Origin of the sequence: Eikenella sp. NML03-A-027, from assembly GCF_001648395.1 — a bacterium.
In the GTDB taxonomy this organism is placed as follows: Bacteria; Pseudomonadota; Gammaproteobacteria; order Burkholderiales; family Neisseriaceae; genus Eikenella; species Eikenella exigua.
Map to the genome: position 1 here is coordinate 1 of NZ_LXSM01000006.1, position 24,172 is coordinate 24,172.

Below are 24,172 nucleotides of genomic sequence, written 5' to 3' on the forward strand. Positions count from 1 at the left end.
GAAGTCATCAGGAAATACACCATCAGGCCGATAGCGGCATAAGCCACCAATGCGCCGCCCGGGCCCGCCATATGGATGGCGCTGCCGCTGGCCATAAACAGGCCGGTGCCGATGCTGCCGCCGATGGCGATCATCGAGAGATGGCGGGTTTTCAGGTTGCGGCGGATTTTGTTTTTGTTGGCCTGCGTGGCAGCAGGGTTGGCCGCGGTTGAAGGGTTTGGGTTCGGTGTATTCATGCTCTATTTCTCCCAAAAGAGGCTGCCTAGCGGCAACTAAACCGAAACGGAAACTTTGGCAAAACTGCAAATTAGCAAAGATTCCCTCCTTAACTTTGGGGGCATTATAGGAGCAATTACCACCCGCTAAAACCGCTTAAACCAGCAGTTAAATCAAATAAACGGCAGATGCTGCCATTTTTAATAGAAACATTACTCGAAACAAGGGCTTCTGATTTGCCTGAGAACGGCTTGATACTTAACTTTGCGCGAGATTTTGAGCTGCCGAATCCAGCTGCAATAACGTGTCATAAACACCACATCCGCCCACTTGAGGCTACCTGAAAACCGTCTATTTTCGATATTGAGTTTTCAGGTAGCCTTTGGCCCTAGCGATTGCGCCAATCCACGCCGCAGGCGGCGGCCATTTCGATAGCGGCTTCGGGGGCGTGGCTGCCGGCAGGGTAGGGCTGGGGTTCGGGTTGGCGTGCCGCCCAGTCGTCGAGCACGGGCTGGAGCCAGCGCCAGGCTGCTTCGAGTTCGTCGCTGCGCATGAAGAGGGCGAGTTTACCGTCTATCGCGTCGAGCAGCAGGCGCTCATAAGCGTCGGCACGGCGTTCGGGAAAGATTTTGAGCAAGTCTAAATCCAGTGCGGCTTCGTGCACGCACAGGCTGGTGCCGGGGGCTTTCATTTGCAGAAACAGCTTCACGGATTCCTGCGGCTGCAGGCGCACGCTGATGCGGTTGGGCGAGCCGCCGCAGCCGAATACGGGGTGGGCTTCCGGCCAGAAGTGGAGCACGATTTCGGCCAAGCGCCCGGCCAGGCGTTTGCCGCTGCGCAATAGGAAGGGCACGCCGCGCCAGCGCGGGTTGTCGATTTCGGCGCGCAGGGCGATGAAGGTTTCGGTGCGGCTTTGCGGGGCTACGTTGGCTTCTTCGCGGTAGCCACACACGTTTTCGCCCTGGATTTGGCCGGCGGTGTATTGGCCGCGCACCACGTCGGCACGCACGCTGTAGGCGTTGAAGGGCTTGAGTGCACGCAAGACGTTGAGCTTGGCGTTGCGCACGTTGCTATCGCCGAGGGAAAGCGGCGGTTCCATGGCGGTGAAGCACAAAAGCTGCAACAGGTGGTTTTGCAGCATATCGCGCAGGGCGCCGGTTTGGTCGTAGAACTCGCCGCGTTTTTCCACACCGAGCTCTTCGGCAATGGTGATTTCCACGGCGCGGATTTGGGCGGCACACCACAGTGGCTCGAACAGGCGGTTGGCAAAGCGCAGGGCGAGCAGGTTTTGTACGGGCTCTTTGCCGAGATAATGGTCGATACGGTAGATCTGCTCTTCGCGGAAGAAGGCGGCCACGGCGGTGTTGATGCTTTGCGCGGAGGCAAGGTCGTGGCCGAGCGGTTTTTCCAGCACGATGCGGGTTGCGGGGCGGTTCAGCCCAGCGTCGGCCAGATTGCGGCAGATGGGCATGAAATAGTGCGGCGCGGTGGAAAGGTAAACCACCAGGGCGCGGCTGTTTTGCCCGGCTTCGGCGCCGAGTAGCGCGGCGAGGCGGTGGAATTGTTCGGCATTTTCGGCGTCTACGGGCAGATAGTTGATGCGTTGGCAGAAGGTGTGCCACGTTTCGGCTTCAAGGTTGGGAATATGCGGCCGGACGGATTCCTCTACTTTTTTCAGGTAGCCTTCGCGCCCTAAATCGCGGCGGCCAAGGCCGATGATGCGGCCACCCGGGTGCAGCGTGCCGGCGGCATGGGCTTGATAGAGGGCGGGCAGCAGCTTGCGCATCACGAGGTCGCCGGTGCCGCCGAAGAAGACGATATCGAAAGGAGTAGGCATGGTTGGATAGGCCGTTAAGAAAAACAGGCGCATTATAGCCCTGCTGTCAGGCTACCTGAAAATTTAGCATCGGCTCAGGTACAATACGGCGTTTTCATTTGATACGGGCACACCACCATGTTCAACCACAGCGAACAAACCCTGCGCGATGTTTGCGCCCAAGCCCTCGAACTGGCCAAAGCCGGCGGCGCCACCGCGGCCGAAGCCGACGTGAGCGAATCCATCGGCCAATCCGTGCAGGTGCGGCTGCAGGAAATCGAGCACATCGAATACCAGCAAGACAAATCGCTCGACCTCACCGTGTATGTAGGCCAGCGCAAAGGCCGCGCCAGCACTGCCGATTTCTCCCCCGCCGCCATTGCCGACACCGTGCGCGCCGCGCTCGATATTGCCTGCTACACCGCCGAAGACCCCTGCGCCGGCCTGGCCGAAGCCGCCCTGATGGCCACCGAATTTCCCGATTTGCAAAGCTACCACGAATGGCCGCTGAGCACCGCCGAAGCCGCCGAGCTCGCCCGCCGCAGCGAAGCCGCCGCCCGCGCCGCCGATTCCCGCATCACCAATTCCGAAGGCGCCCACATCCAAACCGGCCACTACCAATACGTATACGGCAACAGCCACGGCTTTATGCAGCACCAGCGCAGCAGCCGCCACAGCCTGTCTTGCAGCGTCGTGGCCGGCAGCGGCAGCGGCATGCAGCGCGATTATTGGTACGACCTCGCCCGCAGCAGCGCCGATTTGGACACGCCCGAACACATCGGCCAAACCGCCGCCCGCCGCGCCGTGCAGCGCCTCGGTGCCAAAAGCCTGCCCACCGGCAGCTACCCCGTGCTATTCGATGCCACCGTTTCAGGTAGCCTCATCGGCCACCTCGCCGGCGCACTCAGCGGCGGCGCGCTCTACCGCCAAACCAGCTTCCTGCAAGACAGCATCGGCCGCCAAATCCTCCCCGCCGCACTCAGCCTGCGCGAAGAGCCGCACCTGCCCAAAGCGCTGGCCAGCACCGCCTTCGATGCCGAAGGCGTCGCCACCCGCCCCCGCTTCGTGATTGAAAACGGCATCATCCAAGGCTACTTCCTCAGCAGCTACAGCGCCCGCAAACTCGGCCTGCCCACCACCGCCAACGCCGGCGGCGCCCACAACCTCATCCTCAGCCACACCCACCCAAGCCAGGCCGAGCTCCTGCGCGAAATGGGCAGCGGCCTGCTCGTTACCGAACTCATGGGCCAAGGCGTCAACACCCTCACCGGCGACTACTCGCGCGGCGCCGCCGGCTTTTGGGTGGAAAACGGCCAAATTGCCTACCCCGTGCAGGAAATCACCATCGCCGGCCGCCTGCAAGACATGCTGCCCAACATCGCCGGCGCCGCCAACGACGCCCTCAAACGCAGCGCCCACAAAACCGGCTCCCTGCTGCTCGAACAGATGACCGTGGCCGGGTATTGAGCGGGCGTGTGCCGGATGCGGCAAAAAGGCTACCTGAAAACGTGGGCTGTAACGAAGTGAACATGCCGCGTTGCTGTTTTCAGGTAGCCTTTCCTATCCTTGCGGGCAGGCATGCTGGCGCAGTAAACTGCTTGCACAATGATTTTCGGCAGGGCATGCCTGAGGAGGAGCTGTGTTTTACCAAATTATTGCACTGCTTTTATGGAGCAGTGCTTTTATTGCAGCCAAATATTCCTACACGATGATGGATCCGCTGATGATGCTGCTGTTCCGGCTGGCGATTGCGGCTTTGCTGGTGTTGCCGCCTTGCCTGCGCTATTGGCGGACTATTGAACGGCGCTATTGGCCGGGGCTGTTATGGCTGTCGTTTTTAAATTATGTGGTGGTGCTGGCTTTGCAGTTTTGGGGGCTGAAGTTCACTTCAGCGGCGAGCACGTCCACCATTGCGGGGCTGGAGCCGCTGTTAACGATGTTTATCGGCCATTTCTTTTTTCACGACCGTGCCGAGTGGTACCACTGGTTATGCGGATTGCTGGCCTTTATCGGCGTGGCGCTTTTGATTGCTGGTGGCGGCGAGGGTGGCGACATCAGTTTGCTGGGCTGCTTGATGGTGTTGGGCGGCGGGGTGGTGTTCTGTGCCACGTTGCGCCCGACGCAGAAGATGATCGCGGCCATCGGTGCGCTGGCGTTTACGTCGTTGTCGATGGGGTTGGCGCCTTTGTTGTGTTTGCCGGTGAGCCTACTGCTCGCGGATGATTTGCACATTGGCTGGAATTTGCCGGGCACGTTGGGGCTGCTGTATTTGGGTGTGTGTTGCAGTTGGTTGTCGTACACTTGTTGGAACAAGGGCATGACTAGTGTGTCGTCGAACGTATCGGGCATGCTGACGGCCTCGGAGCCGATTTTCGGCACGCTGCTGGCGGTGTTGATTTTGGGTGAGCGTATTTCGGCTATGTCGCTGGCGGGCGTGGTGCTGGTGATTTCGGCCACGGTAGGCTCGGTGGTGATGCCGAAATGGCTGGAGCGGCAGCGAGCGTAGCTTGCATTGGTAGAGGGGGTGTGTTCTGCACATGGCCTACGCGTTGATTTCAATTTTCAGGTAGCCTCCCGCAAAGCAAGCAGGCCGCCCCGTTTTTGGGAGCGGCCTGTTTGTTTACAACCTAAGGCTTAGTGATGGCAACCGCAGGCTTTCATGTCGATAACCATACGGCCTTGGATTTTGCCGTCGCGCATTTCTTGGAAAATGGCATTGGTTTCGTCCAGCTGGCGCAGCTGCACCACGGGCACCACGATGCCTTCGGCGCCGAATTGGAAGGCTTCTTCCAAGTCTTTGCGCGTGCCCACCAGTGAGCCCACCACTTCGATGCCGTCCAGCACCAGGCGCGGAATCGACAAATCCATGGTTTCGGGCGGTAGCCCAACGGCCACCACGCGGCCGCAAGCGCGCACGCAATCCACAGCGGAATTGAATGCAGCGCCGGCCACGGCAGTTACCACGGCGGAGTGGGCGCCGCCGGTTTTCTCTTGAATGAACTTGGCAGCGTCTTGTTTGGCCGGGTTCACAATCAAATCAGCGCCGGATTCTTTGGCCAGAGCCAGTTTGTCGTCGTTGATGTCTACGGCGATCACGTGTGCGCCGAACACTTTCTTGGCGTATTGCACGGCCAGGTTGCCCAAGCCGCCGGCACCGTAGATGGCAATCCACTGACCGGGCGCAGCGCCGGCCACTTTGATGGCTTTATAGGTAGTTACGCCGGCGCAGGTGATGCTGCTGGCTTGGGCGGGATCGAGGCCTTCGGGCACTTTCACCGCATAATCGGCTTTCACTACGCAGTGGGTGGCCATGCCGCCGTCGGCGGTGTAACCGGCGTTCAGCACGCTGCGGCAGAAGGTTTCGCGGCCGGTGATGCAGTATTCGCAGTGACCGCAGCTGGCAAACAGCCAGGCAATGCTCACGCGGTCGCCCACTTTCAGGGTGGTTACATCGGGCGCAATCTGTTTCACAATGCCGATGCCTTCGTGGCCGAGCACGCGGCCGGGTTTTTTACCGTAGTCGCCGGCAGCCACGTGTAAGTCGGTGTGGCACACGCCGCAGTATTCTACTTCCACCAGCGCTTCACCTGCGCCCACGGCAGGAATGTCGCGCTCAACGATTTCTACGTTACCGTCGCATTGGGGGGTAACAACTGCTGCTTTCATTTTCATGGCTATGATCCTTGTTCTGATTAGTTGATTAGGGGGACTACTCGATCGGAAGTATGCACTTTTTCCAAGCCGGTAGTCAAGGTTTGGGCATGAAATAACTGGTTGATTTAAATAATGTTATATTATAACTTTCGCTTGAATTGGGTCGCTTAAATAGAAGCTACCTGAAAGCAGCGCGGGCAGGGCGGCTGGCGCAGTTTGGCGGCGCCGGGTTTAGCTCGTTTTACGGCTGGCGGCGGGAAATTATTGCGATATTATTTTTGCCGAGGCATACGGTTTCTGACGGATGGCGAAGCTTGCGCTTTCAGGTAGCCTGCCTGCTGTTCCATTTGCTAGAATGCCCGTTCCCCAACCACTTTGCCGCGATACCCGCCATGTCTGTTTACACCAGCGTTTCCGATCAAGAAATCCGCCAGTTTTTAGAAGACTACGATTTAGGGGGCTTCGTGTCGTTGCAAGGCATTGCCCAAGGCGTGACCAACAGCAACTATTTCCTCGACACCGACTGCGGCCGCTATGTGCTCACCATCTTCGAGGTGCTCACCCGCGAAGAGCTGCCCTTTTTCATGGATCTCAGCCAGCACCTTAGCCGCAACGGCGTAGCCTGCCCCGCGCCCATTCCCCGCCGCGACGGGCGCTTCGAGAGCACGCTTGCCGGCAAACCCGCCTGCCTCGCCACCTTCCTCAATGGCCGCGACACCGCCGTGCCCGAAGCTGCCCAATGCTTCCACACCGGCGCTATGCTCGCCAAAATGCATATTGCGGGGCAGAGTTTTGACCAAAGCATGCCCAACCCTCGCCACGCCGCCTGGTGGGAAGCCGAAAGCCGCCGCCTGTTGCCCTGCCTGAGCAGCGAAGATGCTGCGCTGCTGCAAGACGAAATCGCCTTTCTCGCCGCCCACCCCGACAGCCACCTGCCCCACGGCATCATCCATGCCGACCTGTTCAAAGACAACGTGCTGCTTGACGGCATTCAGGTAGCCGGCTTCATCGATTTCTACTACGCCTGCAACGGCAGCTTCATGTACGACCTCGCCATCGCCGTAAACGACTGGGCGCGCTTGGCCGACAACCGTATCGACCCGCAGTTGCAACAAGCCTTTATGCGTGGCTATCAAAGCGTGCGCCCCCTCACTCCCGCCGAACAGGCCTACCTGCCCATCGCCCACCGCGCCGGCTGCATCCGTTTCTGGGTATCCCGCCTGCTCGACTACCATTTCCCGCAGGGCGGCGAAATGACCTTCGTGAAAGACCCCGATGTTTTCCGCGACCTGCTGCTTTATTTCCGTCAAAGCCCCGCCCCCGCCGCAACCGACCAAGCCTCGTTCAACCTCGAAGGCAAAGCGTTCCAACCCGCCGAAGCAGGCCTTTTAGGCGAAACGCCCGAACGCTGCCGCTTCCGCCAAGACGGCGACACCGTGTGGGCGGAATACGAAGGCGGTGGCATCCGCAAAGGTTTCCTGCTCGGCCGCTACACCGAGCGCAGCAGCATTGCTTATATCCGCCAACATCTCACCCTCGCCGGAGCAGCCCACAGCAGCAGTGGCCGCCTACGTATTGAAACCCTGCCCGACAGCCGCCTGCGACTGCATTTGTTTAGCGAAGACGGCGAAGCGGTGTGGGACGAGTGCGTGCCATAGGACCGTTGGAGTAGGGGGATGTGAAAAGGCTACCTGAAAGTTTCAGGTAGCCTTTTTTCGATTGCCGCCACTACTACACCGCCACTTGCGCTTTGATGTGCGGGTGTGGGTCGTAATTTTGCAGCTCGAAGTCTTCAAAGCGGAAGTCGAACAGGTTTTGCACTTCGGGGTTGAGCTGCATTTGCGGCAGGGCTCGCGGCTCGCGGGTGAGCTGGAGTTTGGCTTGCTCGAAGTGATTGCTGTAGAGGTGGGCGTCGCCGAAGGTGTGGATGAATTCGCCGGGCTGTAGTCTGCACACTTGTGCCATCATCATGGTGAGCAGGGAATAGCTGGCGATGTTGAAGGGTACGCCGAGGAAGACGTCGGCGCTGCGCTGGTAGAGCTGGCAGGAGAGGCGGTCTTCGGCTACGTAAAATTGAAACAGGGTGTGGCAGGGGGGCAGCGCCATTTCGTCGACAAGGGCGGGGTTCCAGGCGGATACGATGAGGCGGCGGCTGTCGGGGTTGCGTTTGATTTGCTCGACAACGTTGGCGATTTGGTCGATATGCCGGCCGTCGGGGGCGGGCCAAGAGCGCCATTGGTAGCCGTATACTGGGCCGAGGTCGCCGTTTTCGTCGGCCCATTCGTCCCAGATGGAGACGTTGTTTTCTTTCAGGTAGCGGATGTTGGTGTCGCCTTTGAGAAACCAGAGCAGCTCGTGGATGATGGAGCGCAGGTGGAGCTTTTTGGTGGTGAGCAGGGGGAAGCCTTGGGCGAGGTCGAAGCGCATTTGGTGGCCGAATACGGAACGGGTGCCGGTGCCGGTGCGGTCGGACTTGTCGGTGCCGTGGCTGAGGATGTGCTGCATGAGGTGGAGGTAGGGTTGCATGGTGTTGGGGGTGGAAATATTGAAATGGCGTATTGTACACGTTTGGGGGTGCGGGGAGGAAAGGGAAAGGCTACCTGAAAATGTAGCGAAGCGAAGTTTCTGCGTAGCTAAAGTTTCAGGTAGCCTTTTTTAGGGAATTAAGAATGTTACTGCGCTGGCTTGCCTTGCCGTGCTGGCTGCGGTTCGCCGCCTTGTCCCATCCGCATTTTAATCCGCTACAGTGTGCACCGAGGCTATTCCAAATCGAAGCAGCCGACGGTTTCGACGTGGGCGGTTTGGGGGAACATGTTGACGATGCCGGCGTTGCGGAAGCGGTAGCCTTTGCCCACGAGTACGGCGGCATCGCGGGCGAAGGTGGCGGGGTTACAGGAAACGTACACGATGCGGCGGGGGAGGTTGGGGGCGTGCAGGGCTTGGACGAGGGCGTAGGCGCCGCTGCGGGGCGGGTCGAGTAGGATTTTATCGAAATAGCCCAGCCGGCAACGATGTGTTCGGTGGTTTGGAAGAGGTCGGCGCTATGGAACTGGGCGCGTTCAGCGAGGTGGAGGCGGGCGTTTTGGCTGGCGAGCTCGGTGAGCTCGGGCTAGCCTTCGATGCCGATGACTTGTGCGCCGGCAGCGGCGATGGGGAGGCTGAAGTTGCCGAGGCCGCAGAAAAAGTCGGCGATGCGTTCGCCACTCTGGGACTGCAACAGCTGCATAGCGCGGGCAACGAGCAGGGCGTTGGCGGTGGGATTGACTTGGGTGAAGTCGCCGGGGCGGTAGGGGAGGGGTGAGGGCGTATTCGGGCAGACTGTAGCTGAGTTGGGGGCTGTCGGGCAGGAGGGGTTGGGCGGGCTGGTGTGGGGTTTGCAGCCAGATGTGCCAGTTGGCGGGCAGGTTTTGAGTGTGTTGGATGAGGTGGGCGCGGGCGGCTTTAGGAAGATGTTCGATGTGTAGGGTGAGGCTGTTGGCGGCGGGGCTGCAGTTCGATGGTGCGAATAGGGGTGTGCAGGCGGTTTAGCTGCTGTAGCAGAGCATGGGTGTTGCCCAGTTGGTCGGCAAGCTGGGGGGGCGAGGATGGGGCATTGTTGGATATCGATAATGCGGTGGCTGCGGCGGCTTTGGAAGCCGAGGATGGTGTGCCGGCTGCCATGGTGGGTGCTGAGGCGGGCGCGGTGGCGGTAGCCCCAGGCTTGGCCGTAGATGGGAGGCAGGAGGTATTGGGGGCGGACTTTGCCGAGGCGTTGGAGTTGGTCTTCGAGGATGCGTTGTTTGTAGGCTACCTGAACGTTGCTGTGAACGTGTTGGAGGGTGCAGCCGCCGCATTGGCTGTAGTGGGGGCAGGCAGGGGCGGTGCGGTAGGGGATGCGGGTGGCTTGGGCTTTATCGTGGTGTTTTTTGCTGCGGGTGATTTGGTAGGCAACGGTTTCTTGGGGCAGGGCGCCGGTGATGAAGGTGGTTTTGCCGTGGATGCGGGCTACGCCGCGGCCTTCGTGGTCGATGCTGTGGATGGTGGCAGTGTTCATGGTGTGGGGTGTGGATAGATTGAGGCTACCTGAAAGCGGGATTGGGGTTTCAGGTAGCCTCTGTCGACTATTCGTGGTCGCCCATCTGGGGCGGGGTCTCTTCCTGGCTGGGGATGCGGTAGCTTTCGTCTGCCCAGGTGCCCAGGTCGATCATTTTGCAGCGTTGGCTGCAGAAGGGGCGGTAGGGGCTGTTTTCGTTCCAGAGTACGGGTTTCTGGCAGGTGGGGCAGGATACGGTAGGCTGGGTCATGGTTTGTCGGCGATGGGGTCGAAGCTGCACATTTTGAGCTGGAAGGGGATGTCTGTATCGATCTGTTTCCCGCGCGGGTTGTCTTGGGTGGCTTGGGTGAAGCGGATATGGGTGAAGTATTTGTTGGCAGAAATCTCGGGCAGGGTGTGGTGGGATTGGGCCACATCTACGGTGAGCATGTGGATGTTGCTGCCGAGTTTGGTGTTTTGATAGTTGCCTTGGCGGGCGAGGCATTCGAGGCGGATGCTGTTGCGGCGCAGGATGCGCAGCAGCAGGGAGATGGCATCACCGGTGGGGGTGAGGGATCGAATCCAGCAGCCGAGGTCGGCCACGCGCTGCTCAAAGGGCAGTTGCAGCCAGTAGTGATAAGAGGGAAGGTCGAAGGGACTGGTGCCGCCGGATACGAGCATACGCTGCTTTACGCCCATGAGCCATTCGTTTTCGCGCAGATGTTGGCCGAATTTTTGTTGTACTTCTTGCAGGTTTTGGGTGGCCTGGTAGAGGTCGTTTTGCTCGGGGGTGGAGTCGTATTGCTCGCGTTCGGCTTGGGAAATTTGCTGGCGTTGTCGTTCGAGCTCTTGCAGGATGTCGAGCTTGAGTTCGGCGCGGGAGGCGCAATCCATGATTTCGAACAGGGTGCCGAGGGCGGCGTGGTGTGCCCAAGGCTCTGGGTGGCTGACGGTGGCGTTGAAGCGGGAAAAGAGGTGTTCGAGGCGTAGGAAGTTGCGGATGCGTTCGGACAGGGGATGTTCGAAGGTGATGATGGCGGACATGGTTCAACTACCGAATAATTGTTGGTAAATAAGGTGTTGCCGCTCCACTGCGGCAGCAAGCTCGGGCAGGCCGGCTTCGTTGCTGATGATATCGTCGGCAATGCTTCGGTGCTGTTGGCGGCTGGCCTGGGCGGCGAGAATGCCGTTAATCATATCACGGGTAAGGCCGCTGCGTTCAATGGTGCGGCGGATTTGTGTTTCTTCGCTGCAATCGATAACGAGAATACGCTGGAGAATGCTTTGAAAAACAGGTTGCTCGGCAAGCAGGGGAATTTCGATGATGCCGTAGACAGCTTGGGGGAATTGCTGCTGTTGCGCCCGGATTTCGGCGAGAATCAGCGGATGGAGGATGTTTTCAAGCTTGGCTTTGGCTTCGGAGGATTGGAAAACGAGTTGACGCAGCGCGGCGCGGTTGAGGCTACCTGAAAAATCGAATACGGCCTCGCCAAAGGCAGCACGGATGGCGGGAAGGGCAGCTCCGCCATCTGCGGTAAGGGCGCGGGAGACAGCATCGGCATCAATCAGCGGTACGCCGTGTTGGGCAAACAGGCGGGCAGCGGTGGATTTACCGCTGCCGATGCCGCCGGTGAGGCCGACCCAGGCGGTCATATCAGATGAATCCGGATTTGTGCAGCCACCATTGGATGCCTTGCAGGATATAGCTGTTGGCAGCGAAAACCAGCCAGCCGGCAATGGCGAGCGCGGGACCGAAGGCAATGGGCTGACCTTTGGCGGCACGCATTATCAGGGCAGCAACGAGACCAACCAAGGCGGCCACGAAAACAATAACGGGCAGGGTGCTAACGCCGAGCCAGGCGCCAAGTGCGGCGAGCAGTTTGAAGTCGCCATAGCCCATGCCTTCTTTGCCGGTGATGAGTTTGAACAGGTGGAACAGCAGCCAGAGGCTCAAATAGCCGACCACGGCGCCGAGCAGTGCCGATGGCAGGCTGACGAAACCAACTTGCCAGTTGAACAGCAGGCCGAGCCAAATCAGGGGCAGGGTAAGCTGGTCGGGCAAGAGCTGGGTGTCGGCATCGATAAAGGTGAGGGCAACCAGCATGGCGGTGAACACGAGGCCGCCAAGGGTGAGCCAAGTGTAGCCGTAGCGCCAGACGACGATGCCAAATAGGATGCCGGTGAGCAGCTCAACGGCGGGATAACGCCAGCCGATGGGGGTGTGGCAGCTATAGCAGCGACCTCGCAGCAGCAGGTAGCTGATGATGGGGATGTTCTGCCATGGCTTTACCGGGCTGCCGCATTTGGGGCAGCGCGAGGGCGGGGTGCTGATGTTGAATGGTTTTTGGTCTTCTTCGTCTAACGGCAGTTCGAGATGCTGTTTGGCAGCGATACGCCATTGTTTCTCTAGCATGACCGGTAGGCGGTAGATAACCACATTAAGAAAGCTGCCCACCAGTAGGCCGAGCAGGACGGCGAAGGGGATGTAGATTCCGGGATCAAGATTGGTCATAGGCGTGGTGTAGGTATGTTTTCAGGTAGCCTGTGGGAGGCTACCTGAAAGGCTAAGATGATTAAGATGGAATGGGTTGACTGAATAGATTAGCCAACTACGCTGCCCAGGTTGAACAGTGGCAGGTACATGGCAACTAGAATCACACCAATAATGCTGCCTAATACCACCATAATAATCGGTTCCATCAGGGACGATAGAGTAGAAACGGCAATATCTACTTCCTCTTCATAAAATTCGGCAGCTTTGTTCAGCATATCGTCCAGTGAGCCGGATTCTTCGCCAATGGAGGCCATTTGCAGAACCATGTTGGGGAACAGGTCGGTTGAGCCCATTGCGGTGGTCAATGAAGTACCCTGGTTTACTTGGTTACGAATACTTCTAGTAGCTTCCTCATAAATAATATTACCTGATGCGCCGCCTACGGATTCTAGTGCCTCCACCAGCGGTACACCAGCGGTAAATAGGGTGGCGGTTGTACGAGCCCAGCGGGCGATTGTACCTTTCTCTACGATGTTGCCGAAGATAGGCATTTTGAGCAAGAGGGCATCGATACGTTTTTGCAGCTCAAAAGAGCGTTTATGCCATTGAACGAAAGCTACTACAGAACCAATCATAATGACAATTACGATCCAGCCGTAAGCAACCATGAAATCAGAAATGCCCATCATGAATTGGGTAAGTACCGGCATTTCTGCATTCATACCGTCATACACTTTTTTAAACTCGGGCAATACGAACATCATCATGATGATAACTAAAACGATGGCTACTACCACTACTGCAATCGGGTAAGTCAGTGCGCTCTTGATTTTCTTTTTGATGGCTTGGGTTTTTTCTTTATATACGGCCAGTTTGTCCAGCAGAGTTTCTAGTACACCGCCTGCCTCACCGGCATCCACTAGGTTGCAATAGAAATCATCAAAATATTTAGGATGCCTGCGGAATGCATTGGCCATAGACGTCCCTTGCTCGATGTCGTTGCGTATTTCCATCAAAAGCTTGGTCATAGAGGCATTGGAGTGACCTTTTGCCACAATATCAAATGCTTGCATAACCGGCAGGCCGGCTTTCATCATAGTAGCTAGTTGGCGGGTAAAAACGGTAATGTCGCTCTGGGTAATTTTCTTTTCGCGAACTTTTTTCTTTTTATGTAGGCTGATAACCTTGATGCGGCGGCGAGCGAGTTTGGCACGGGCATCCTGTTCGTCTTTGGCAACTACTTCGCCACGGACAATTTGTTCGGACTCCATGTGTCGGCCTTCAAATTCGTAGCTGGTTCCCGCCACTTTTTTGGGGTGGTTGTTTCGTTTGTTTGTAGCCATGATGATTCCCTTTAAAATGAAACGAACTTTGAATTAATCATTGGTGCTGGCAAGAATTTCTTCTAAGGTGGTAATACCTTGCATTGCTTTTAAAATACCGGCTCGGCGCAAGTCCACCAGTCCGTCGGCATAGGCTTGTTCGGCAATATCCACCTCGGTGCCGTTATTGATGATGATTTTCTGCATGGCATCAGTAACCGGCATGATTTCATATACACCGGCACGGCCTTTGAAGCCTTTGCCTTTGCAACGGTCACAACCCACTTGACGGTATAGCTGCCAGTCATCCTTGGTCAAATCTTCTTCAGTGAAGCCGACTTTCAGTAAAGCCTCGGCAGGCGGACGTTCGATTGGTTGCTTGCAGGTGCAGAGTCGGCGCACCAAACGCTGTGCCATAATCAGATTAACCGAGCTGGCGATATTGAACGGTGCTACCCCCATGTTCAGCATACGGGATAGAGTGGCCGGGGCGTTGTTGGTGTGCAGGGTGGAGAACACCATGTGGCCGGTTTGTGCCGCTTTAATGGCAATATCGGCGGTTTCCAAATCACGAATCTCACCCACCATGATGATGTCTGGATCCTGGCGCAGGAAAGCCTTCAGTGCTGCGGCAAATGTCAAGCCTTGTTTATCGTTCACATTTACTTGATTGATGCCAGGCAGGTTAATCTCGGCCGGATCTTCGGCAGTGGAAATGTTTACACTGTCGGTATTTAAAATGTTCAAGCAGGTATACAGTGACACGGTTTTACCGGAACCGGTCGGGCCAGTAACCAGTACCATTCCATAGGGGCGGTGGATGGCTTCCAGCAGCAATTCTTTTTGGAAAGGTTCGAAACCCAGTTGGTTGATGTTCAGCGTGGCAGCATCCGAATTCAAAATACGCATTACGATTTTTTCGCCGAATAGGGTGGGCAGCGTATTCACACGGAAGTCGATGGGCTTTTGGTTTTTATTGAACTGAATCTGAATACGGCCGTCTTGTGGAACGCGTTTTTCAGAAATATCCATTTTGGACATTACTTTTATACGTGAAGCAATCTGCCCGCGGATATTCAGTGGTGGTTGTACCACTTCACGCAGCTGACCGTCAGTACGGAAGCGGATGCGTGCCATTTCTTCGTAGAACTCAAAGTGAATATCAGATGCGCCAGTGTTGAGGGCATCAGACAGCACTTTGTGGATGAATTTGGCAATCGGGCCGTCTTCTTCTTCGTCATCCACCTTGAGTGCCGGTGCGGCCACGCCTGTGGGATCGGCAGAAATTTCATCCAAAATGGCTGTGGATGTTTGGCTGGCGAATTCCAGCAGACGATCTAGTTGCTCGTCGTTTACCAGAATCAGGTCGACAATTAGGCCGCTAGGGAAAACGAGCTTTTGGTATGTTTGCAACAAAGTGGGATCGGAGACACCCAAAAACAGTTTTTGCCCGCGTTTGAACAAAGGTACACAGCGGTACTCCATCATCTGGCTGTCGTTGAGCACATCCTGCACCATCATGCTGCGGGAGTAGAGGGACAAATCTAAAATCGGATAGTGGAACAACTTGGCCAAAAGTTGTGCCAAATCTGTCTGCTTGATGATGCCAGCTTCGGCCAGAATTGGAATTATATTTTTGTTTTGATTAACCTTTTCTCGGTATTTTTCAACCTGATCCTGTTCAATCAGCTTGGTTTGAAATAGGATGCGCAATAGTCCGACGCTCATAGTATTTGCCTGAGTAAAGTAGAATGGATTTCAAAATTTCGGGCGGATATTTGCTTTTTAGGATACCGCCCCCAATGTCCACATTTAGTAAGAATGCTTTTACAGCATTATAGTTAAGATGCGATTATAAGTTAAATCATGGTAAGAATGCACCGTTTATGGAAAAAGTGATTATCCCCTGCAGCCAGATATGTTGGTGTACCATGAGGACAATGATAAGAGTTTTGGCTGTGTATTGCACATCAGCCTGCCTCCCAGTGGTCGATATGCAGTTGTAATTCGTATTGATTGCGCCATTGATTGGCGATGGGGCGGTATACGGTGTGAATTTTGGCCGGGAGTTCTTCGGTGCAACGGAAAAACATGGCTTCCACAGTGTGTCCGCCGCAGTTTAGACCAGCTTTTTTATGGCCGTTGCCAACTACCCGTTGCCACAATACTTCAAACTGGTTATAGAAACATGGGGGTTGAAAGCCTTGCCCCCATACTTGGTTGGACAGCGTTTCGGCAGTGTGCAGGGAAATTTCTTCTGGGTTTAGGCTGCCGTCGGTGAGGAAGGTGCGGGTAAGTGAGTCTCTATCTAGTAGTTCGGACAGCACGTTTTCGAAAGCCTGTTGGAATCGGGGAAAATCCTGTTCGCGGATGCTGAGGCCGGCAGCCATGGCGTGGCCACCGAATTTTAGAATTAGCTCGGGATGGCGTTTGGCCACCAAATCGATGGCATCACGCAGATGTAATGAGGGGATAGAACGGCCAGAGCCACGCAGTTCGCCATTGCCTGTGGGGGCGAACACGATTGAGGGGCGATGGAGGCGGTCTTTTAGCCGGCTGGCCACAATACCGACCACGCCTTGGTGCCAATCGGGATGGAAGGCGGTAATGCCCAGGTTGCTGCCAACGATGATTTGATCAGCCAGGGCAAGGGCTTCTTGTAGCATGTTTTGCTCGATTTCTTGCCGTGTACGGTTAAGTTCATTTAGCTGTTCGGCTAGTTCGGCGGCGGTGGCTGGGTCTTCGGTTAGTAAGCAGGCAATGCCGATTTCCATATTTTCCAAACGGCCGGCAGCATTAATGCGCGGACCGATGGCAAAGCCCAAGTCAAATGGCCTGGCTTGCCGAATATCGCGCTGGGCTACCTGGAAAAGCGCCTGAATGCCGGGGCGGGTTTTGCCAATCTGCATTCGTTTGAGCCCTTGGCTAACCAAGATTCGGTTGTTGTAATCCAATGTCACCACATCGGCCACGGTGCCCAAAGCAACCAAGTCTAAAAGCTCGGCCAAATTAGGTTCAGGTAGCCTTTGTGGGTTGAACCATTGCTGTGTACGCAGCAGGGCGCGTAGGGCAGTTAATACATAGAAGATTACACCCACTCCGGCCAGATTCTTGCTGGCAAACGTGCATCCCGGTTGATTGGGGTTAACGATGATACATTCAGGTAGCGTGTCGCCCGGCAAGTGGTGGTCGGTGATAATCACGTCCATGCCCAATGCGTGGGCGCGTGCTACGCCGGCAGTGCTGGAAATACCGTTATCTACAGTTAATAGCAGCTGAGTACCTCGTTTGGCAGCCAGCTCGGCTAGTTGCGGGGTGAGGCCGTAGCCATGTTTGAAACGGTCCGGCACTAAAAACTCCACCCATGCCCCCATGCGGCGCAAGCCTAAAATGCCTGCCGCGCAGGCGGTAGCACCGTCAGCATCATAGTCGGCCACAATTAAAATTCGTTCTTCCTTTTGGATGGCGTAAGCCAACCGTTCGGCGGCAGCATCAATATTTTTCAGTGATTGATAGGGCAGTAGGCTCGCTAAGTGGTTATGCAGTTCGGCAGGAGAACGGACATTGCGGGCGGCAAACAGGCGTGCTAGCAAGGGCGGGGTGCCATCAGCCAGCAGGGCTTGTTCGGCTTGGAGGTCGATTTGGCGGGTACGGATAACGGCATTCATAAAGCCATAGTGCGTGGTATTAATTAAACGGCACATTATAGCGCAAACGGGAGGGCTGAGAGATTATCGACAGGTTGACAGGTGAAATGTTGAAAAAGTTTTTCCACTTTTATAACAGCGTGTTGCTATTTTGTAGCAATTTTTTTGTAAGAAATACTTGCAATGGCGCGGATAGTTTGGTGTAATGCCCGTCTTCTAGTGCTGTGCACGGAAACACGGGTGATTAGCTCAGTTGGTAGAGCGTCTGCCTTACAAGCAGAATGTCGGCGGTTCGACTCCGTCATCACCCACCATTTTGCGCGCGCGGTGGTAGCTCAGTTGGTTAGAGTACCGGCCTGTCACGCCGGTGGTCGCGGGTTCGAGTCCCGTCCACCGCGCCATTTCAATATAAAAACCCCGCTGCTTAAAGGCAGCGGGGTTTTGGCGTTTCCAATTTTAATATTTTCCATATCCCACCGTGAAAAGCCGCTTGGTTTTATGATATATTCCCCTTGGCTAGAAATAAGTTGGATATGTCTTAATATAGTTATTTAAAATCAGTATGATGCAGATAGTGCCCGCTTAGTTGTGCCATAATTGGAAGCCGCTATAATTGAAGCATATTTTTCATGCAAGGCGATAATCCGCAGACAGTATGAGCAATATGGCAAGGTGAGCCAACGCGGTAATTAAGTGTTTTATCTACCCAGTTGGTTTTTGAATTTAGAAATCTAACAAACTTCAGGAGCTGTGTGATGGAATTTCGCATTGAAAAAGATACCATGGGAGAAGTAAGGGTGCCGGCCAACCGGTATTGGGGCGCGCAAACCGAGCGCTCACGCAACAACTTCAAAATCGGCCCGGCTGCTTCCATGCCGCATGAAATCATTGAAGCCTTTGCCTATTTGAAAAAAGCAGCTGCTTTTGCCAATGCCGACTTGGGTGTATTGCCTGCTGAGAAGCGCGATCTGATTGCTGCCGCCTGTGACGAAATTTTGGCGCACAAGCTGGATGAAGAGTTTCCGCTGGTGATTTGGCAAACCGGCTCCGGCACACAGTCCAACATGAATTTGAACGAAGTCATTTCCAACCGTGCTCACGTGTTGAACGGCGGCAAATTGGGCAAGAAAAGCGTTATCCACCCCAATGACGACGTAAACAAATCCCAGTCTTCCAACGATACCTATCCTACTGCCATGCACATTGCCGCCTACCAAAAGGTAGTGCAGCACACCCTGCCCGCTGTTAAGCGCCTGCAAAAAACCTTGGCTGCCAAAGCCGAGGAATTTGCCGCTGTGGTGAAAATCGGCCGTACCCATCTGATGGATGCCACCCCGCTTACCCTCGGTCAAGAATTTTCCGCCTATGCCGCCCAGCTTGCCTATGGCATCCGTGCCTTGGAAAACACCCTGCCGCACTTAGCCGAGCTTGCCTTAGGCGGCACCGCCGTGGGTACCGGCCTGAACACGCCCAAAGGCTATGATGTTCAGGTAGCTTTCTATATCGCCAAATTCACCGGCCTGCCCTTTGTTACCGCGCCGAACAAATTCGAAGCATTGGCTACGCACGATGCCATTGTGGAAACCCACGGTGCATTGAAGCAGCTGGCTGTGTCGCTTTATAAAATTGCCAACGATATCCGTTTGTTGGCTTCCGGCCCGCGTTCCGGTATCGGTGAAATCCTGATTCCCGAGAATGAGCCTGGCTCCTCCATCATGCCAGGCAAAGTCAACCCCACCCAGTGCGAAGCCCTCGCCATGGTGTGCGCCCAAGTGTTGGGCAACGATACCGCCATTTCCTTTTCCGGCACGCAGGGCCAGTTCCAGCTCAACGTGTTCAAACCCGTGATGGCTGCCAACTTCCTGCAATCGGCGCAGCTTTTAGCCGATGCCTGCATATCGTTTGATGAACACTGTGCAGCCGGCATTGAGCCCAATCTGCCGCGCATCAAACAGCAGCTCGACAATTCATTGATGCTGGTTACCGCGTTGAACACCAAAATCGGCTACGAAAATGCTGCCAAAATAGCCAAAGCCGCCCACAAAAACGGCACCACCCTGCGCGAAGAAGCTGTGAAATCCGGCCTCTTGAGCGCCGAGCAGTTTGACGACTGGGTACGTCCTGCCGATATGGTAGGCAGTTTGAAATAAGTTTGGTGAGGTAGGAAGAAGCGTATATTGGAAGCAGTATGCGCTTTATTTTGTTTGTTGTTTGCACGGCAGAAAGGCTACCTGAAAAGTGTTTGTTTGGATTTTCAGGTAGCCTTTTGATGATATGTGTATCGGTATGACTATGCCGGTTTGCGGTGTGTTGGATCGGGCGGTATGGCCATAGTTAAAGCACTTATTTCTGTATACTGTATCGGCAAGCTTTGCCGTACTACGGCGGCTCGCTACTCGGTATGAAGCAATAAGTGCTTTAGCTATTGTTGCCCGAGGGTAACTGTTGAGTGCAATCTAAAAAGCTACCTGAAAGTTTGGCTTCGCAGAAACTTCGCTGCGTTGCGCTTTCAGGTAGCCTTTGCTTGTGATTACTGACGGCTCAGTTTGTTAGCGGTTGCGGCCATTGTTGTCGTACACCATTTTGGTGCCTTCAAAGATGTGGATGCTGGCGGCGCAGGTGGCAGCGGAGCATGCTTTCATCGGTAGGGTTACGCTGTAGCGGCCGCTGCGGGCAGGGCGGTAGCTGAACAGGGGCACGCTGTCGCCCAATACGTCTTGTTTCACCACGCGGCCATTGAGGCGTACGGTGAGGTCGATGTCGGAGCAGTTGTCGTCGCAGTCGCCATAGAAAGTGTAGGCTTTGCCGGCGGTGAGGTTAACTTGCTCGGTGTGGCTCTGGCCGGCAGCAAGGCGTTGCTGGCGTAGGAGGAACACGCGGGCGGCCGGGTCGTAGTTTTTCACGATGTTCACGTTGCTTTGCTGGGCACGCAGCAGGGAGGGATCGGTTTCGGTGCTGCTTTCAAACACTTGCACGGAGTAGGCGCAGGAGTTGTTGTTGCAGTCTTCCATGCTGATGTTGAGCTGGTGGCGGCCGCCTTGCTCAGCTTTGAAGCTCAGTTGGGGTGCGTCGTCGCTGTCGGTGTCGGAGGCGATGGTTTTGCCATTGGCGCTGAGGGTGAGATCGAGGTCTTCGCAGGATTGGTCGCAGCGGCCGAACACGCTGTAATACTTGCCGGCGGTGAGCTCGATTTCCACACTACGGTTTTGGCTGTCGGTGAGTTGGCCGCTAATCAGGGGCAGTTCGTGGATGTTTTTGTCGAGAGCTTGCTGCGTCTCACGGGTGGCTTTTTGTGCGGCTTCCAAGGAGGGGCCTGCGTTGTCGCTGTTGCCTACTTTGCCGCCGCTAAACACTTGCAACATGGAGCGGCAGCGGCTGCGTGAGCACTCGGTCATTTCGGTGTTGAGTTCCACACGGCCGTCGCGTTCGGCCTGCCAGGTGAAGCGGGAGCCGTCGCCACGGTTTTTACGGAATAGGGTGTTGCGGCCTTGGGTAACGCTGAATTTGATGTTGGAGCAGTTCACGGAGCAGTCGGCAAACACGGTGTATACCTGGCCGGCTTTTACATCCAGTGTGGTGGTGTTGCTTTGGCCTTCTTCCAGGCGGATGCTGCGCTGAAACAGCTGCTGTGCGGCAGAGTCTTCATTTTTGATGGTTTCAGTGTGGTTGGATGCTTGGCTGGTGAGGTAATTGTCGGCAGCAAAGGCGGATAGGGAGAGGGCGGCCAAAATTGGCAGCAGGGCGAGTTTTTTCATGGGTTGTTTCCTTTTGTTGGAGGAGAAATAAATTTTGCCAAGAGGGTTATAGCAAAGGAATGCGTTTTCGATACAAGGCATGCTAACGTCGCAGTGGAAGCGTATTCATCCGCTATATGCAAAATTTTGCAGCATTATGCATGATTGCGTTAAATTTTCCAACTAATTTGCTCGGGTATGTATGTTTTGACTGATACGTTGAAGGCTGCCTGAAGTTTTCCCTGCAGAAACTGCGTTGCGTTTTAATTGTGTTGAAGCTTCGCCTCCATGTAACCATTCCCCTGTCTACCACAAGCCCTGTGCACTTTTGAGCTAAGTCAAATTCTGTGTCTGTCGAAGAGAGATAGGGATTCAGTTTTCCCTGCATGATGGATGGGTACAAACTCTTGTTTGCACAAAAATCTTCCTGCCCTTCAGAGGCTGTTCTCATTTAAAGGCATTCGTAATTAACCCGATTTAACGGCGCAGCCGCTTGCGTTTTTCCTGCGAAAGCAGGACAATTCACCACAACATATAGTGTTTTAAAAAATTTATCGCACTATATGTTGTATTTTTAAGGATAGGGCTATGGAAACGCTGAATTTTACCCGTGAGCAGATCGTTTGGCAGGAAGTGCCGGGCGAAGTGTCGCTGGCATTTCTGTTTTCCGGCTGCCCGCTGCGCTGCAAAGGCTGCCACAGCGCCGACAGTTGGAAGGGCAGTTTGGGCACCGAACTGACTGCCGAATACCTGCAAAGCCGCCTGGCACGCTATCGCGGGCTGATTAGCTGCGTATTGTTTATGGGCGGCGAATGGCTACCTGAAAAACTGCTGCCGCTCTTGGAAACCGTGCGTGCAGCCGGCCTGCGCACCTGCCTCTACACCGGCCTGGAGCAAGACGAGCTGGAACGCACCTCCATCGCCATCATCCCGCAGCTCACCTATCTCAAAACCGGCCGCTGGAAAATGGAACTCGGCGGCCTGGAAAGCCCGCACACCAATCAGCGTTTCATCGATTTGCGCACCGGCGAGGTGCTCAACCATCTGTTTATCGACGAGCAGGCCGCGCCCCGCCGCCCCGTCATCCCCTTAGTGCAACAACCGCCGCTGGCGGCCGGTAGTCTGCATTTTCAATCGGCCTAACGGCTGAATATTCGCCCCTTTCGTCCCCACTAACACTGTCAATGAGGAGAGTAAACCCATGATCCGGCTAGATTCCGAACGGTTAAACGGCAAACTGCAGTTCATGCACGACTACATCAGCGCGCAAAACGCCGCGGACGGCTCGAAAATGGACGCCAACGCCAACGTAACGCAGAAAAACATCGCCACGATGGAAGCCGAGCTGATGAAAGACTTTTTCGTGCAGATTAACCGCGCCCAGGTGTCGCGCAAAATTGCTGAGATTTTCGATCAATCTGTGGCAAACGAATATCTGCGCCAAATAGAAGCACACGAAATCTATGTGCACGACGAAACCAGCCTGAAACCCTATTGCGTGTCGGCCACGCTGTATCCCTTCCTGCTGGATGGTTTAAGCAAACTCGGTGGCGAATCCAAAGCACCGCAACATCTGGCATCGTTTTGCGGTTCATTTATCAACCTCGTGTTTGCCATCAGTGCGCAGTTTGCCGGCGCGGTAGCGACAGTGGAATTTTTGACCTATTTCGACCACTTTGCCCGCAAAGACTACGGCGATAATTATTTGGAAACCCACGGCAAAGAAATCGCCAACCACATGCAGCAGGTGGTGTACAGCATCAACCAGCCCGCCGCAGCGCGTGGTTATCAGAGCGTGTTCTGGAATATTTCCGTTTACGACCAATACTATTTCGACGCGATGTTTGGCGATTTCGTCTTTCCCGATCTCAGCAAACCCGTGTGGGCGAGCGTGGCGAAGCTGCAAAACTTCTTCCTCAAATGGTTCAATCAGGAGCGCAGCAAAGCCGTTTTGACCTTTCCCGTCGTTACCGCCGCCATGCTGACCGACGGTGGCAAATGCAAAGACACCGTGTTTGCCGACGAAATGGCGAAAGAATTGGCGGAAGGCAATTCCTTCTTCGTCTATCTTTCCGACAACCCCGATTCGTTGGCTTCCTGCTGCCGCCTGCGCAACGCCATCGAAGACCGCACGTTCAGCTACACCCTCGGCGCGGGCGGTGTGGCGACTGGTTCCATCAACGTCATCACCATCAACATGAACCGGCTGGAACAAGACGGGCGCGACCTTGCCGCAGAAGTCGCCAAAATCCACAAATACCAATACGCCTACCGCAAACTGATGGAAGAATACCAAGCCGCCGGAATGCTGCCCGTTTATGACGCAGGCTTCATCACGCTGGACAAACAGTTCCTCACCATTGGCATCAACGGCATGGCGGAAGCCGCCGAATCGCAAGGCATCAAAGTCGGCTACAACGACGACTACATCAACTTCGTCCAAGGCCGTCTGAAAACCATATTTGAAGCCAACCAAGCCGCCAGCAAACACTACGGCGTGAAGTTCAACACCGAATTTGTCCCTGCCGAAAACCTTGGCGTGAAAAACGCCAAATGGGACAAGGCCGACGGCTACAAAGTCAGCCGCGAATGCTACAACTCCTATTTCTACGTTGTTGAAGACGAAGAAATCAACGCGCTCGACAAATTCCTGCTGCACGGCAAAGAACTGGTGGACTGGCTCGACGGCGGCTCCGCGCTGCACCTGAACCTGGACGAAGCCCTGCCCGCATCCGGCTACCGCTCGTTGCTGGACATCGCCGCGCAAACTGGCTGCAACTACTTCTGCGTGAATGTGCGCATCACCATCTGCAACAAATGCGGCCACATCGACAAACGCACCCTGCACGCCTGTTCCACCTGTGGTTCGCACGATATTGACCATGGCACCCGCGTCATCGGTTACCTGAAACGCGTTTCCGCCTTCTCAAGCGGGCGGCGCAAAGAACACACGCTCAGGCACTACCACCGCGAGCAGCAGCAGAAATGGCGGCAAGTGGCCTAGAGGATGCTGTGATTACGCCGATAGCGATTTAATCCGCTAGACAGCATTTTCAGGTAGCTTCTCCTCCACCTCCGGGCTATCTGAAAATTTTAAGCACACCGCTTTTGCGGTGTGCCTTTTTATGGGTAGGAAAAATGGAATAGTGGCGTAGGATAGTGCTGCCCTGCTGCCGCGTGAGGCTATTATGAAACTATCTGCAATTAAGATGAACTTTTCAGGTAGCTACAATAAAGGAGCCTCCCTGAAATCCAAACTGCCCGCACAAAAAAATCA

At 55.4% G+C, this 24,172-nt stretch carries 18 protein-coding genes, 2 tRNA genes and 2 pseudogenes; 8 read left to right on the forward strand and 14 right to left on the reverse strand.

From position 1 onward, the window contains the following. Window positions 1-236 (reverse strand): annotated as a pseudogene (locus A7P96_RS10160) (gamma-aminobutyrate permease); the annotation flags it as partial. A 368-nt stretch (window positions 237-604) separates the two neighbouring features. Next, complete coding sequence (gene zwf / locus A7P96_RS02735) at window positions 605-2,053, reverse strand: glucose-6-phosphate dehydrogenase (protein ID WP_067524740.1); 1,449 nt, start codon at window positions 2,051-2,053, stop codon at window positions 605-607. Window positions 2,054-2,170: 117 nt separating this feature from the next. On the opposite strand from zwf, the gene pmbA reads away from it, so the two are divergent. Beyond that, window positions 2,171-3,499 (forward strand): metalloprotease PmbA, encoded by a 1,329-nt coding sequence (gene pmbA / locus A7P96_RS02740; protein ID WP_067524574.1) that lies wholly within the window; start codon window positions 2,171-2,173, stop codon window positions 3,497-3,499. A 172-nt stretch (window positions 3,500-3,671) separates the two neighbouring features. Beyond that, window positions 3,672-4,538 carry a DMT family transporter gene (locus A7P96_RS02745; RefSeq protein WP_067524578.1) on the forward strand — a complete coding sequence of 289 codons (867 nt, stop codon included), beginning with the start codon at window positions 3,672-3,674 and terminating at the stop codon, window positions 4,536-4,538. Between the two features lie 128 nt (window positions 4,539-4,666). On the opposite strand, the gene adhP is transcribed toward A7P96_RS02745, so the two are convergent. Continuing rightward, window positions 4,667-5,704: an alcohol dehydrogenase AdhP gene (adhP, locus tag A7P96_RS02750; protein ID WP_082887893.1), complete on the reverse strand. Its 1,038-nt coding sequence runs from the start codon at window positions 5,702-5,704 to the stop codon at window positions 4,667-4,669. Between the two features lie 374 nt (window positions 5,705-6,078). On the opposite strand from adhP, the pseudogene thrB reads away from it, so the two are divergent. Beyond that, window positions 6,079-6,999: pseudogene (gene thrB / locus A7P96_RS02755) on the forward strand (homoserine kinase); the annotation flags it as partial. 418 nt (window positions 7,000-7,417) lie between these two features. On the opposite strand, the gene A7P96_RS02760 reads toward thrB, so the two are convergent. From A7P96_RS02760 to recJ, 10 genes are all read right to left on the reverse strand, one after another. Next, window positions 7,418-8,212 carry a thymidylate synthase gene (locus tag A7P96_RS02760; RefSeq protein WP_067524580.1) on the reverse strand — a complete coding sequence of 265 codons (795 nt, stop codon included), beginning with the start codon at window positions 8,210-8,212 and terminating at the stop codon, window positions 7,418-7,420. Window positions 8,213-8,445: 233 nt separating this feature from the next. Continuing rightward, window positions 8,446-8,688: a hypothetical protein gene (locus tag A7P96_RS11135; protein WP_369799138.1), complete on the reverse strand. Its 243-nt coding sequence runs from the start codon at window positions 8,686-8,688 to the stop codon at window positions 8,446-8,448. A gap of 107 nt (window positions 8,689-8,795) precedes the next feature. Next, window positions 8,796-9,719 (reverse strand): TRAM domain-containing protein, encoded by a 924-nt coding sequence (locus A7P96_RS02765; protein WP_231863623.1) that lies wholly within the window; start codon window positions 9,717-9,719, stop codon window positions 8,796-8,798. Between the two features lie 67 nt (window positions 9,720-9,786). Continuing rightward, window positions 9,787-9,969 (reverse strand): DNA gyrase inhibitor YacG, encoded by a 183-nt coding sequence (gene yacG, locus A7P96_RS02770; RefSeq protein WP_067524582.1) that lies wholly within the window; start codon window positions 9,967-9,969, stop codon window positions 9,787-9,789. After that, window positions 9,966-10,742, reverse strand: a complete 777-nt coding sequence (gene zapD, locus A7P96_RS02775) for a cell division protein ZapD (RefSeq protein WP_197476436.1) — start codon at window positions 10,740-10,742, stop codon at window positions 9,966-9,968. The genes yacG and zapD overlap by 4 nt, the downstream gene beginning before the upstream one ends. A 3-nt stretch (window positions 10,743-10,745) precedes the next feature. Next, window positions 10,746-11,351: a dephospho-CoA kinase gene (gene coaE / locus A7P96_RS02780; RefSeq protein ID WP_067524584.1), complete on the reverse strand. Its 606-nt coding sequence runs from the start codon at window positions 11,349-11,351 to the stop codon at window positions 10,746-10,748. Window position 11,352: 1 nt separating this feature from the next. After that, a complete protein-coding gene (locus tag A7P96_RS02785) occupies window positions 11,353-12,210 on the reverse strand; it encodes an A24 family peptidase (RefSeq protein ID WP_067524586.1) in 858 nt (285 codons plus the stop codon). An 89-nt stretch (window positions 12,211-12,299) separates the two neighbouring features. Further along, window positions 12,300-13,535: a type II secretion system F family protein gene (locus A7P96_RS02790; RefSeq protein ID WP_067524588.1), complete on the reverse strand. Its 1,236-nt coding sequence runs from the start codon at window positions 13,533-13,535 to the stop codon at window positions 12,300-12,302. 33 nt (window positions 13,536-13,568) lie between these two features. Beyond that, window positions 13,569-15,242 (reverse strand): type IV-A pilus assembly ATPase PilB, encoded by a 1,674-nt coding sequence (pilB, locus tag A7P96_RS02795; protein ID WP_067449272.1) that lies wholly within the window; start codon window positions 15,240-15,242, stop codon window positions 13,569-13,571. A gap of 242 nt (window positions 15,243-15,484) precedes the next feature. Then, complete coding sequence (recJ, locus tag A7P96_RS02800) at window positions 15,485-17,182, reverse strand: single-stranded-DNA-specific exonuclease RecJ (RefSeq protein WP_067524745.1); 1,698 nt, start codon at window positions 17,180-17,182, stop codon at window positions 15,485-15,487. Between the two features lie 217 nt (window positions 17,183-17,399). Between recJ and A7P96_RS02805 the strand changes: the two genes are divergently transcribed. The 3 genes from A7P96_RS02805 to fumC all read left to right on the forward strand — a co-directional run bounded on the left by A7P96_RS02805 (window position 17,400) and on the right by fumC (window position 19,311). Next, window positions 17,400-17,475: transfer RNA gene (locus tag A7P96_RS02805), tRNA-Val, on the forward strand. A 10-nt stretch (window positions 17,476-17,485) separates the two neighbouring features. Further along, a tRNA-Asp gene (locus tag A7P96_RS02810) sits at window positions 17,486-17,562 on the forward strand. Between the two features lie 354 nt (window positions 17,563-17,916). Beyond that, window positions 17,917-19,311 carry a class II fumarate hydratase gene (gene fumC / locus A7P96_RS02815; RefSeq protein WP_067524590.1) on the forward strand — a complete coding sequence of 465 codons (1,395 nt, stop codon included), beginning with the start codon at window positions 17,917-17,919 and terminating at the stop codon, window positions 19,309-19,311. Window positions 19,312-19,710: 399 nt separating this feature from the next. Here fumC and A7P96_RS02820 read toward each other — a convergent pair whose 3' ends face one another. After that, window positions 19,711-20,916 (reverse strand): hypothetical protein, encoded by a 1,206-nt coding sequence (locus tag A7P96_RS02820; protein WP_067524592.1) that lies wholly within the window; start codon window positions 20,914-20,916, stop codon window positions 19,711-19,713. Window positions 20,917-21,483: 567 nt separating this feature from the next. On the opposite strand from A7P96_RS02820, the gene nrdG reads away from it, so the two are divergent. Together nrdG and nrdD are read left to right on the forward strand one after the other, a co-directional pair. After that, window positions 21,484-22,038: an anaerobic ribonucleoside-triphosphate reductase activating protein gene (gene nrdG, locus A7P96_RS02825; RefSeq protein WP_067524593.1), complete on the forward strand. Its 555-nt coding sequence runs from the start codon at window positions 21,484-21,486 to the stop codon at window positions 22,036-22,038. 7 nt (window positions 22,039-22,045) lie between these two features. Further along, window positions 22,046-23,899, forward strand: a complete 1,854-nt coding sequence (gene nrdD / locus A7P96_RS02830) for an anaerobic ribonucleoside-triphosphate reductase (RefSeq protein ID WP_255361158.1) — start codon at window positions 22,046-22,048, stop codon at window positions 23,897-23,899. Window positions 23,900-24,172 lie beyond the last annotated feature (273 nt).